The 12,353-nt window shown below is 38.0% G+C and carries 12 protein-coding genes; all 12 read left to right on the top strand.

The window, feature by feature from the left end:
• Window positions 1–69: 69 nt before the first annotated feature.
• The 12 genes from ACIPKN_RS11140 to atpG all read left to right on the top strand — a co-directional run bounded on the left by ACIPKN_RS11140 (window position 70) and on the right by atpG (window position 12,321).
• Window positions 70–612 (top strand): TIGR01440 family protein, encoded by a 543-nt coding sequence (locus tag ACIPKN_RS11140; protein WP_400936002.1) that lies wholly within the window; start codon window positions 70–72, stop codon window positions 610–612.
• A 60-nt stretch (window positions 613–672) separates the two neighbouring features.
• Window positions 673–1,914, top strand: a complete 1,242-nt coding sequence (glyA, locus tag ACIPKN_RS11145; protein ID WP_400936004.1) for a serine hydroxymethyltransferase — start codon at window positions 673–675, stop codon at window positions 1,912–1,914.
• A gap of 530 nt (window positions 1,915–2,444) precedes the next feature.
• Window positions 2,445–4,598 (top strand): EAL domain-containing protein, encoded by a 2,154-nt coding sequence (locus ACIPKN_RS11150; RefSeq protein WP_400936006.1) that lies wholly within the window; start codon window positions 2,445–2,447, stop codon window positions 4,596–4,598.
• Window positions 4,599–4,723: 125 nt separating this feature from the next.
• Window positions 4,724–5,353, top strand: coding sequence for a uracil phosphoribosyltransferase (gene upp / locus ACIPKN_RS11155; protein WP_132360354.1), 630 nt, complete (start codon window positions 4,724–4,726; stop codon window positions 5,351–5,353).
• A gap of 248 nt (window positions 5,354–5,601) precedes the next feature.
• Window positions 5,602–6,723, top strand: coding sequence for a non-hydrolyzing UDP-N-acetylglucosamine 2-epimerase (wecB, locus tag ACIPKN_RS11160; protein WP_142509187.1), 1,122 nt, complete (start codon window positions 5,602–5,604; stop codon window positions 6,721–6,723).
• 518 nt (window positions 6,724–7,241) lie between these two features.
• Window positions 7,242–7,613 (top strand): ATP synthase subunit I, encoded by a 372-nt coding sequence (locus tag ACIPKN_RS11165; protein ID WP_400936009.1) that lies wholly within the window; start codon window positions 7,242–7,244, stop codon window positions 7,611–7,613.
• A 36-nt stretch (window positions 7,614–7,649) separates the two neighbouring features.
• Window positions 7,650–8,372, top strand: a complete 723-nt coding sequence (atpB, locus tag ACIPKN_RS11170) for a F0F1 ATP synthase subunit A (RefSeq protein ID WP_142509185.1) — start codon at window positions 7,650–7,652, stop codon at window positions 8,370–8,372.
• A gap of 63 nt (window positions 8,373–8,435) precedes the next feature.
• A complete protein-coding gene (gene atpE / locus ACIPKN_RS11175; RefSeq protein ID WP_400936011.1) occupies window positions 8,436–8,651 on the top strand; it encodes a F0F1 ATP synthase subunit C in 216 nt (71 codons plus the stop codon).
• Between the two features lie 173 nt (window positions 8,652–8,824).
• Window positions 8,825–9,346 carry a F0F1 ATP synthase subunit B gene (atpF, locus tag ACIPKN_RS11180; RefSeq protein WP_132360364.1) on the top strand — a complete coding sequence of 174 codons (522 nt, stop codon included), beginning with the start codon at window positions 8,825–8,827 and terminating at the stop codon, window positions 9,344–9,346.
• A complete protein-coding gene (locus ACIPKN_RS11185; RefSeq protein WP_142509184.1) occupies window positions 9,343–9,879 on the top strand; it encodes a F0F1 ATP synthase subunit delta in 537 nt (178 codons plus the stop codon). The genes atpF and ACIPKN_RS11185 overlap by 4 nt, the downstream gene beginning before the upstream one ends.
• Before the next feature lie 28 nt (window positions 9,880–9,907).
• Complete coding sequence (atpA, locus tag ACIPKN_RS11190) at window positions 9,908–11,416, top strand: F0F1 ATP synthase subunit alpha (RefSeq protein WP_142509183.1); 1,509 nt, start codon at window positions 9,908–9,910, stop codon at window positions 11,414–11,416.
• A gap of 47 nt (window positions 11,417–11,463) precedes the next feature.
• Window positions 11,464–12,321 carry an ATP synthase F1 subunit gamma gene (gene atpG, locus ACIPKN_RS11195; RefSeq protein WP_142509182.1) on the top strand — a complete coding sequence of 286 codons (858 nt, stop codon included), beginning with the start codon at window positions 11,464–11,466 and terminating at the stop codon, window positions 12,319–12,321.
• Window positions 12,322–12,353: the final 32 nt, after the last annotated feature.

Here is a 12,353-nt window from a genome sequence, read left to right on the forward strand (position 1 = left end):
CATCAAAGAAATTTGAGTATTTTTAGCTATGTGACATAAATAAATCTAGAAATAAAGGGGCTGAGCATAGTGGTTGTTCAACAAATACGAACACATTTGACTCAGTTACTCAGTGAATTTGAAGAGCAGGTAACCCTACGACCAAATACTATTTTTGTTGTAGGCTGCTCGACATCTGAAGTGATTGGTCAGAAAATTGGCACAGCAGGCGCGCTTGAAATTGGAGAGGCGATTTTTGAGCCGTTGCAGGCATTTGCAAAGAAACATCAACTACATCTAGCGTTCCAAGGATGTGAGCATATTAATCGTGCTATTACAATGGAAGCAACAACGGCAGACCAATTTGGTTATGAACGAGTAACAGTTGTACCAGTTCGTACAGCAGGTGGCTCGATGTCTGCTTATGCGTTTACGCAATTTACAAATCCAGTTGTTGTGGAAGCTGTGCAAGCAAATGCAGGTATTGACATTGGTCAAACGCTCATAGGTATGCATTTAAAGGCAGTAGCTGTTCCAGTTCGTACTTCTGTGCGAATGGTAGGAGAAGCGGTTGTGACAATTGCAACAACACGTCCAAAGCTGATTGGCGGAGAGCGTGCAGTATATAAATAAAATTACCTCTGAAATCAGTGGTATACAAAGAACGATTATACTTAGGAGGCTTTTTCAAACATGGCATACGAAAAATTAGCAGTACAAGACAAAGCAGTATTAGACGGAATTCTTGCGGAAAAAAAACGTCAACAAGCAAATATTGAGTTAATCGCATCAGAAAACTTTGTATCTGAAGCAGTAATGGAAGCACAAGGTTCTGTTCTAACAAATAAATATGCTGAAGGTTATCCAGGTAAACGCTACTATGGCGGCTGTGAACACGTAGATGTTGTGGAAGATATCGCACGTGATCGTGTGAAAGAAATCTTTGGAGCAGAGTATGCAAACGTACAACCACACTCTGGTGCACAAGCAAACATGGCTGTATACCACACGATTTTAGAACCGGGTGATACTGTACTTGGGATGAATCTTTCTCATGGCGGTCACTTAACACATGGATCTCCTGTAAACTTCTCAGGTATTCTATATAACTTCGTTGAATATGGCGTAACAAAAGATACTCAAGTAATCGATTATGAAGATGTACGCCAAAAAGCGTTAGAACATAAACCAAAACTAATTGTTGCAGGTGCATCTGCGTACCCACGAGAAATCGATTTTGCTAAATTCCGTGAAATCGCTGATGAAGTAGGAGCATATTTCATGGTGGATATGGCACATATCGCTGGTCTTGTAGCTGCTGGTGAGCACCAATCACCAGTGCCATACGCTGATTTTGTAACATCTACAACACATAAAACATTACGTGGCCCACGTGGTGGTTTAATCCTTGCTTCGAAAGAATGGGAACAAAAGCTAAATAAATCTGTATTCCCAGGTATCCAAGGTGGACCATTAATGCACGTAATCGCAGCAAAAGCTGTAGCATTCGGTGAAGCATTACAACCAGAATTCAAAGAGTATGCACAACAAATTAAAGCGAATGCAAAAACTTTAGCAGAAGTATTAATTGCAGAAGGTGTTGAAATTGTATCTGGTGGTACAGATAACCACTTGTTACTTCTTAATGTGAAATCTCTTGGTCTAACAGGAAAAGTAGCAGAGCACGTACTTGATGAAGTAGGCATTACAACAAATAAAAATACAATTCCTTACGATACAGAATCTCCATTCGTAACTTCTGGTATCCGTATTGGTACACCGGCAGTAACATCTCGTGGCTTCAATGAAGAAGACATGAAAGAAGTAGGTGCTATTATTGCTACGGTTCTTAAAAATCCGGAAGATGAAGCAGTAAAAGCTGAAGCAAAAGCTCGCGTAAAAGCATTAACTGATAAACATCCATTATACGTTTAATTTAAACTCTTTCAGCATGCTGAAAGAATTAAAGCCTCCGGACGTAGTTATGCCGGTGCATAATTGATTAGATAAAGCTGTGGTTAAAGTGGTAAATGCACTTTAACCACAGCTTTTTTTGCAATTGTCTTTAGTGAAGGTTGGGCGATTTATTGAGGATTGCGTCACGGATGAGCCATAGAGTGGGGGTGATATCCTTTAAGGATTCCTCGTGACCCACTTCTTATTGTGGCTGTCGCTTCGCTTTCGTACAGAAATATGTTATCTAAAGTGGAATGGAATTGACGATCCGTTTCGGTGGTGAGCTGTTTTTGCTGATTTGGAAATAAAATACTCTAATTTTTGAATTTATTTACATAAACTTAGTAGGAAAGGATATATTATATAATAGAGAGAGACAAATAATGTCCAGAACCATGTTCAAAAAAGTGACAATTTATTGAATATTTATATACAATGTAAGAGAGATTTAACTTCTTTCAGCGAATATGTCGAGGTATATTGATGGAGATAAAGGGAGGAGGGGCTGAATGGTTACTAATACAATGATCATAGAACATGAAATGCTATTAAATACAATTCGTAGGTTAGGTGATAATTCTAAAGAAAGTTACGTTATTTTTGATGCAACAAATAACAATTGCATATTAGAATGTAATGATTCTTTTTGTACACTTACAAATACTACTCATTCGCAAATAATAAATATCGATTATTTTTCATTGATGTCAAACGAAGAACAGACAACTATTGAAATGATTAAAAATAAAATACATAGCGGAGCCATAGTACAAGAAAAGTTGCATCATAGTTGCTTCGATAAATCTCCTTTTCGGGCAGAGATACAAGCACTCCCATTTCAAAATAATAAAAATGAAACATTATTTGTGCTAGTAGTTGTTAAGGAAGTTACTTACTATCAGACCGAAGAATTATTAATGCGCCTTGAGAAAACGATGTACGAAGCGATTGAAAAGGACTATTCCTTCGATAAAAAGATGAGCGTTATTTGCAGTAGTCTAGATCAATTTTTTATGCAGAAAATATCAAGTATGGTACTTGTTAAAACAGAGGCAGATCAATTACGAATTTTTAAAGGGAACGACAAAATAAAAGATTTGCCGGAGCGTTGTGATAACAAAGAATTTTTCAAGAGAGTTATGCAAGAGGAGACATCTATTCTAGTTAAGAGGTTGGATGAAATTGATATTCCAATAGAACATAAAATGTTTGCTAATTCATCTGAAATGCCATTTGGTTTGTTTATGCCAATATACAATCAACAACATCAAGCAATTGGATTGTTCGCGATATTTTTAAGGCAACATTCTAGTACTGATCAAAAGACTTTTGAAAGCATGCTCCGAAAAATCGGTGCACTTGTTGCATTGGCAAACTCATATGCAAAAACACAAAAAAAGATATGGGACTTAGTCTATATTGATATCACAACAGGGCTGCCTAATCGACATGGTTTTTTAAACAAGGTAGAAAAAGAATACAGCCAAAAGGGTAATATCAAAATCTTAAAGCCGAGCGAATTCCATCAAATTGTCGAGTTATATGGTCGTGAAGCGGGAGATGAACTTTTAAGACAAATTGCTAAACGCCTAAATGAAGAGAAGTATGATCAAAACGAATATATTGCTAGATTTACAAGCTCTAGTTTAATCATTACAAATGCGACATCGGATGAAGATTTTTTCTATTATAAAAGGCGGATAAAAGAGATTATTCGTCAGCCCTTTATTGTGGGTGGAAAGCAAATTTATATTACACTAAAGACTGGAATTGCTTTTTATAACCATGACATAAAAATTGCTGATGCGATTCGCTTTGCAGATAATGCTGTATCCTTCGCTACCAATAAACCAGGTACTCATATGGAAATATTCACACAAGAAAGAAATGATGTGCTTGAGCAGCAAATGACTGTATTAAACCATTTGGCACAAGCAATAAAAAATAAAGAAATCTCGGTGAATTTACAGCCAAAGGTTGATTTACAGACAGGTGAAATTCAAAGTATTGAAGCGCTTGCCCGCTGGATTTCTCCAAAACTCGGTTTCGTGTCTCCCGCAATTTTTATTCCAGTGGCTGAAAGTGCAGGAAAGGTACGCGAAATCGATATTCAAATATTAGAGATAGCCCTTTCGTGGCTAGCAGAGCGCAAAAGATTAGGGAAAAAATTAGTGAAGGTAGCAGTAAATATTTCGCCTAATCATTTTTACTATGAAAATTTTGTACAGGATACACTGGAGCTCGTTCAGAAATACGATATTGAACCGAGATACATCATTTTAGAAGTAACAGAAAATATTGGATTAGTTGATTTTCAGACTGCTTTTTCTATTATCCAGGAATTAAAGGAGTACGGCTTTAAAACTTCGGTGGACGATTTTGGAACAGGTTTTTCATCACTAAGTTATTTACAAAGACTGCCGTTTACTGAATTAAAAATAGATCGAAGCTTTATTAATGATATTAATGATGCTGCGACACTTGCTATTGTCCGATCCATTATTCAGTTAGCATTAAACTTAGGAATGACTTCCGTCGCAGAAGGCATTGAAAATAAAGAGCAGGTTGAGATTTTACGTGCACTCGGCTGTACAGTAGGACAAGGTTATTTCTATTACAAGCCGATGACAATAGAGCAGTTAGATGCAATACTCGATAAATAATCGCTATTATATGTAGCGAACATTCTTGAAAAGGAGTTGTCCCGAATTTATTTTTGAGACGACTCATTTTTTCTGTTATACTAGGTGAGATAAAAATGAATCCGAACTGTTAGGAGAGAATCCCTTTGAGCAAAGTATACGTATTTGATCATCCACTAATCCAACATAAGTTAACTTATATTCGTGATAAGAATACAGGAACAAAAGAATTTCGTGAGCTTGTAGACGAAGTTGCAACATTAATGGCATTCGAAATTACACGTGATATGCCAGTAGAGGAAATTGAAATTGAGACACCTGTTACAGTTGCTAAAACAAAAGTACTTTCTGGTAAGAAAATTGCGATTGTACCGATTTTACGTGCAGGTATTGGCATGGTAGATGGTGTATTAAATTTAATTCCAGCGGCTAAAGTTGGTCATATCGGTCTTTATCGTGATCCAGAAACTTTAAAACCTGTAGAATACTATGCAAAACTTCCTGCAGATGTAGAAGAACGTGATTTCATCATTGTAGACCCAATGCTTGCAACAGGTGGATCAGCAGTGGAAGCGATTAACTCACTGAAAAAACGTGGTGCGAAGAGCATTAAATTTATGTGCTTAATCGCTGCGCCAGAGGGAGTAAAAGAAATTCAAGAACATCATCCAGATGTAGATATTTATATTGCTGCACTTGATGAAAAACTAAATGACCATGGCTACATTGTCCCTGGTTTAGGTGATGCAGGCGACCGCTTATTCGGTACGAAATAATACTGAACAGTTTTCAACGGTAATAACAAGGTTCACCTCACGTTATATGATAAACCAATGAAAAATAGATTTAGTATGTAATTTTTAGGAAACTTATAACTTTTGGGAGCGTCCTTCAATATTGAAGGACGTTTCATAGTATGTTAGGCGAATTACTTCTCTTGAAGTCCGACACTGCTTCATATGATGACGATCAATGGGGGTAAGCACTTTTCATACAAATAAAACAAAGGACGGTGCAAATCGTTTTGACGAAAAAATGGAAAGTAATGACGATTTTCGGTACGAGACCAGAGGCTATTAAAATGGCTCCACTTGTATTGGAATTACAAAAGTATCCTGAGCAAATAGAATCGATTGTGACGGTAACAGCACAACATCGCCAAATGCTCGATCAAGTTTTAGAAACATTTAAAATTACACCAGACTACGATTTAAATATTATGAAGGATCGTCAAACATTAATTGACGTGACGACTAATGCATTACAAGGCTTAGACAAAGTCATGAAAGAAGCAAAACCGGATATTGTTTTAGTGCATGGTGATACAGCAACAACTTTCATTGCAAGTCTAGCTGCATTTTATAACCAAATTGCAATCGGACATGTAGAAGCAGGTCTTCGAACTTGGAATAAGTATTCACCATACCCAGAGGAAATGAACCGCCAGTTAACAGGTGTTATGGCTGACCTTCATTTCGCACCAACGGAAGTATCTAAGAAAAACCTTTTAGATGAAAATAAAAACCCAGAAACAATTTTTGTTACTGGTAACACTGCTATCGACGCATTAGCTACAACAGTAAATGAACATTACACACACCCTGTGTTAGAAAAAATAGGGTCAGATCGTATGATTCTATTGACAGCACATCGTCGTGAAAATCTAGGTGAGCCTATGCGTCATATGTTTAGAGCGATTACTAGAATTTTAGCAGAGCATGAGGATGTACAAGTTGTTTACCCAGTTCATATGAACCCAGCTGTAAGAGAAATAGCTAATGAAATTTTAGGAGATCATCCGCGTGTACATTTAATTGAACCTCTTGAGGTCTTCGATTTCCATAACTTTGCGGCTAATTCTTATATGATTTTAACTGATTCTGGTGGCGTCCAAGAAGAAGCCCCTTCATTAGGTAAACCAGTTTTAGTACTTAGAGATACAACAGAGCGTCCAGAAGGTATTGCAGCAGGGACTCTAAAGCTAGCAGGCACGGAAGAAGAAACAATCTACTCTCTAGCTAAGCAATTAATAGAAGATAAAAATGCCTACGAAGTAATGGCAAAAGCATCAAATCCTTATGGTGATGGACATGCTTCTGAACGTATTGTGAAGGCGCTTCTGGAATTTTTACAAAAAAGCAAGTAATATCCCTTTTTGAAATCAAAAAATAAGTCTAATGTACCAATTGTGATAGGTGAGCTAATTTGCGAGCATAATTGTGTCGTAGATTAGCTTTTTTTTGCACAAACGTGAACATTGATTTTGAAGCTATGAATTTTCATACACAAATTTGTCAACAATTTGACAAGAGTATAGTGGCTGTGAAGTTTTTCTCCTTTACTAATTGACTTCAAATATCTCCTATTGTATGCTTACAAAGGGTAATAATGATAAGGGTTTCAAATCGTAAATAGAGGTTGAAACACTTGTTACATCAAGTTTCTACTAAATTGACAGTTCAAACCAAAAACTGTCGATTTGCAACGTTTTGTGCGTTTCGGGGTGTAAGATATTTTTTGGGATTTACACCTGTAATTTCAAAATGACGCTCTCCCGTTACTATTCCGCTGTGAGTAGTGTTTTTCACTGCTCTTTTCTGATTTCACATAGTGGTCAGCAAACGTTTCTTTACTCGAAAAATTGATTCAGGAGATTATAAACCAATGCTAGATTTGCATCACATTTTTGCTGTGCAGAAGAGAGCGTTATTTTTTTTGCTCGCACTCTGTGCATTAGGCTGGGGATTTACGCCCTATCAGACGTTTTTTGCGGGCATCGCAATCGGTGCATTCTTTGGTACGTATAATTTTTGGATTTTAGTTCGCCGTATGGAGAAGTTTGATCGATCCATTAGTGAAGGGAAGAAAATAGGCTCGCTTGGTACAATGTTTCGCTTTGGATCAGGTGTAGCGGCAGTCGCTCTAGCCATTTCGTTGCCAAACTATTTTCACTTAATTAGCACGGTCATAGGGCTAATGATTCCGTACGTTTTTCTCTTTGTCGAGAGAATTGTGTCACGTGTAAGGAACCGCTAATGTGCTTTAAATTAGAAAGAGAGGTGAAAAATAACAATGAATCATGAAGCTCCATTGCAAGTGGTTGATTTTGGTCTTTTTAAACTAACATTCAACCTTTCAACTGTAATGATGTTACTAGTTGCGGCTCTAGTCGTTTTCTTAATCGCATTTATCTCAACTAGAAGCCTAAAGTTAAAACCTACAGGTATGCAAAACTTTATGGAATGGATTATGGATTTCGTAAAGGGCATCATCAAAAGCAATATGGACTGGAAAACTGGTGGACGATTCCATATTTTGGGTATCACGCTAATTATGTTTATCGCGGTATCAAACTTATTAGGTCTTCCGTTCTCTATCGCCTATAACGGCGAACTTTGGTGGAAATCTCCTACAGCTGACCCAACTGTTACAATGACTCTTGCAGCAATGATTTTAGCCTTAACACATTTCTATGGTATTAAAATGAAGGGGACAGGCCATTATGTTGGTACATTCTTCAAACCAATGTCATTCATGTTCCCGCTAAAAATTGTTGAAGAGTTTGCGAACACATTAACATTAGGTCTTCGTCTTTACGGTAACATTTATGCAGGTGAGATTTTACTTGGCTTAATCGCAAGTTTAGCTGTTACGGGTCCAATCGGATTCATCGGAGCAATTGTTCCAATGATGGCGTGGCAAGGTTTCTCTATTTTCATCGGCTTTATCCAAGCCTTTATCTTCACAATGTTAACAATGGTTTACATGGCTCATAAAGTGAGCGATGACCATTAATATAAAGCATATATCTTATGCTTAAACAAAAAAAACAAACAATTCCAAGGAGGAAATTTTCAAATGGGTTTATTAGCAGCAGCAATCGCAATCGGTCTAGGTGCACTTGGCGCAGGTATCGGTAACGGTCTTATCGTTTCAAAAACAGTAGAAGGTATCGCTCGTCAACCAGAAGCTCGTGGCGTTCTTCAAACTACAATGTTCATCGGGGTAGCATTAGTTGAAGCCCTACCAATCATCGCAGTAGTAATCGCATTCATCGTAATGAACAAACAATAATTCAGTTGTACACTGAATTCTAGTGGCGAAGCAGAAATCTCCAGATGAAACTTCGCCCTTCATTTTGTAACGGATAAAAGCTATGTGTAAATATAGCTTTTTAAAATAGGTAGTTTTTCAAGTAATTAAATTATTATGTTGAAGTTAAAGCTCTTGAAGGGAGTGAAACAATCGTGTTTTTAGATAATCTTGTACTAGGCAATGCTAGTCCTGGTTTCAATAGTGGTGATATCGCCGCAACATTAGTTATCTTCTTATTACTAATGCTATTACTTAAAAAGTTCGCTTGGGGTCCACTTATGGGCATCATGCAACAACGTGAAGAATTAGTAGCTAGTGAAATCGAAGCAGCTGAAAAAGCGCGCAAAGATTCGCATCAATATTTAGAAGAACAAAAGAGCCTTCTTAAAGAAGCTCGTACGGAAGCACAATCGATTGTTGAAGGCGCTAAGAAGCAAGGCGAAATGCAAAAAGAAGAAATTCTTACTGCAGCTCGCAATGAAGCAAACCGCTTAAAAGAATCGGCTTTACGTGAAATTGAGTCTGAAAAAGAAAAAGCTATTGCGGCTGTACGTGATGAAGTCGTTTCATTATCTGTACTTGCAGCATCTAAAGTCCTTAGCAAAGAGATTTCTGAGGCAGACAACCGTGCTCTAATTGAAGAGACGATTGCGAAGGCAGGGGAAGCTCGATGAGTAATTCAACTGTAGCAAAACGTTACGCACAAGCGCTTTTTGAATTAGCGCAACAAAAAAACATTCTTGCTGAAGTTGGAGCAGACTTAAATGAGCTAACAAAGGTTGTCAAAGAATCTCCTGATTTTTTAACACTTTTAAATGCTCCTAAGTTCTCTATCGAACGTAAGAAACAAATGGTAGCTGAAATCTTTGCAAGTGCAACGCCAGAGGTTTTACACACAGTTCAACTACTTGTTGAGAAAAAACGTGTAAACGAAGTGAAGCTTATTGCGAACGCATATGCTGAGCTTGCTGCACAGGCACAAGGTTCTGCAGATGCAACAGTATTCTCTACTCGTGCACTTTCTGCTGAAGAAAGCGCTAATATTTCTACAACATTTGCGAAACTTGTAGGGAAACAAACATTAAACATTACAAACGAAATTGATCCATCACTTCTTGGTGGTATTCGTGTTCAAATCGGTAATCATATTTATGATAGCTCAGTAGCGAACAAGCTTGAGCGCCTAAAACGTGAATTAATCGGTTAATAATTTAGAAATGTGAGAGGTGACATACATGGGCATCAAGGCTGAAGAAATCAGCAGTCTGATTAAACAACAGATTGAGAATTATGAATCTGAACTTAAAGTAAGTGAAGTTGGTACAGTTATCCGTATTGGTGACGGTATCGCTCTTGCTCATGGCCTCGACAACGCCATGGCTGGAGAACTTCTAGAGTTCTCTAACGGTGTTATGGGTATGGCTCAAAACCTAGAAGAAGGTAACGTTGGTATCGTAATCTTAGGTCCATATGCTGACATCAAAGAAGGCGATGAAGTTCGTCGTACAGGTCGTATCATGGAAGTACCAGTTGGTGAAGAACTAATTGGCCGTGTTGTAAACCCACTTGGTCAACCAGTGGATGGACAAGGTCCAATCAACACAACAAAATCTCGTCCAATCGAAAGTCCAGCTTTCGGTGTAATGGCTCGTAAATCAGTACACGAACCACTACAAACTGGTATCAAAGCGATTGACGCTTTAGTACCAATCGGTCGTGGTCAACGTGAGTTAATCATCGGTGACCGTCAAGTAGGTAAAACATCTGTAGCAATCGATACAATCTTAAACCAAGATGGCGAAAATATGATTTGTATCTACGTTGCTATCGGTCAAAAAGAATCAACTGTACGTGGTGTAGTTGAAACGTTACGTAAGCACGGTGCATTAGATTATACAATCGTTGTAACTGCTGCTGCATCTCAACCAGCTCCATTACTATACTTAGCACCATTTGCTGGTGTTTCTATGGCAGAAGAATTCATGTTACAAGGTAAGCACGTATTAATCGTGTATGATGATCTTTCTAAACAAGCATCAGCTTACCGTGAACTTTCACTTCTTCTACGCCGTCCTCCAGGTCGTGAAGCATACCCTGGTGATGTTTTCTACTTACACAGCCGCTTACTTGAACGTGCTGCGAAGTTAAATGAAACATATCAAAATGGTTCTATTACAGCTCTTCCATTCGTTGAGACACAAGCTGGGGATATCTCTGCATACATCCCAACTAACGTAATCTCAATTACTGATGGACAAATTTTCTTACAATCTGACTTATTCAACTCAGGTGTACGTCCAGCGATCAACGCCGGTCTTTCTGTATCACGTGTAGGTGGATCTGCTCAAATTAAAGCGATGAAAAAAGTTGCGGGTACACTACGTCTTGACTTAGCTGCATTCCGTGAACTTGAATCATTTGCTCAATTCGGTTCTGATTTAGATAAAATCACACTTGCTAAACTTGAGCGTGGTAAACGTACGGTTGAAGTTCTTAAACAAGACCTAAACAAACCACTTAAAGTTGAAAAACAAGTTGCCATCCTTTATGCATTAACTAAAGGTCACTTAGATGATATTCCAGTACAAGATATCGTTCGCTTTGAAGGTGAATTCTTAAGCTGGTTAGATACAAACCACACAAACGTTTTAGATCACGTTCGTACTACAAAAGAGCTTGCTCCTGATGCGGATTATGTAGAAGCACTAAATGCTTTCAAAAAAACTTTCGCTAAATCAGAATAAGTTCGAGCTAGTCACTTGATTAAAAAACAAAAGGTGGTGAAATACCAGTGGTAAACTTACGCGAAATTAAAGGTCGTATTAATTCTACAAAGAGTACGAAACAAATTACGAAAGCGATGCAGATGGTTTCTTCTTCAAAGTTACGTCGTGCAGAGCAAAACGCTAAAGCGTACGTTCCTTACATGGAAAAAATTCAGGACGTAGTAGGCGCGATCGCTTCAGGAACAAAAGACAGTGGACATCCAATGTTAACTGCTCGTCCTGTTAAGAAAACAGCTTACTTAGTCATTGGTTCTGACCGTGGTCTTGCAGGTGCTTACAACTCAAGTATCCTACGTCAAGTACAACGTACAATTGACGAGCGTCATAAATCAAAAGACGAATACGTTATTTTAGCGGTAGGTCGTGTTGTTCGTGACTACTTTGTGAAACGTGATCATAATGTCATCAGCGATGTTGTCGGTCTTCCGGACCAACCATCATTTGCTGATATTAAAGAAATCGCTCGTAAAGCTGTTGGTATGTTCACTGATGGTACGTATGATGAACTTTATATGTACTACAATCACTTTGTCAGCGCAATTGCTAACGAAGTGACAGAGAAAAAACTTCTTCCATTAACAGATCTTGCACCTGCTAGCAGTAATGCTTCTTACGAATTTGAACCATCTGGTGAAGCAATTCTAGAAGTATTACTTCCACAATACGCGGAAAGCTTAGTTTATGGCGCATTATTAGATGGGAAAGCAAGTGAACATGCTTCTCGTATGACTGCTATGAAAAATGCAACTGATAATGCATCTGATCTTATTTCAGATCTTTCATTGCAATATAACCGTGCACGTCAAGCAGCAATTACACAAGAAATTACAGAAATCGTTGGTGGAGCTGCAGCCTTAGAATAGGCCCAGCTTCCCAATGTCGTATAAGAATACGA

It is taken from the genome of Lysinibacillus sp. NPDC086135, assembly GCF_044746345.1.
GTDB lineage: Bacteria > Bacillota > Bacilli > Bacillales_A > Planococcaceae > Lysinibacillus.

Coding starts and splice junctions, on each gene's coding strand:
- ACIPKN_RS11165 (WP_400936009.1), top strand. CDS start 7,242: ATGCTAGATTTGCATCACATTTTTGCTGTGCAGAAGAGAGCGTTATTT.
- atpB (WP_142509185.1), top strand. CDS start 7,650: ATGAATCATGAAGCTCCATTGCAAGTGGTTGATTTTGGTCTTTTTAAA.
- ACIPKN_RS11185 (WP_142509184.1), top strand. CDS start 9,343: ATGAGTAATTCAACTGTAGCAAAACGTTACGCACAAGCGCTTTTTGAA.
- atpE (WP_400936011.1), top strand. CDS start 8,436: ATGGGTTTATTAGCAGCAGCAATCGCAATCGGTCTAGGTGCACTTGGC.
- atpA (WP_142509183.1), top strand. CDS start 9,908: ATGGGCATCAAGGCTGAAGAAATCAGCAGTCTGATTAAACAACAGATT.
- glyA (WP_400936004.1), top strand. CDS start 673: ATGGCATACGAAAAATTAGCAGTACAAGACAAAGCAGTATTAGACGGA.
- ACIPKN_RS11150 (WP_400936006.1), top strand. CDS start 2,445: ATGGTTACTAATACAATGATCATAGAACATGAAATGCTATTAAATACA.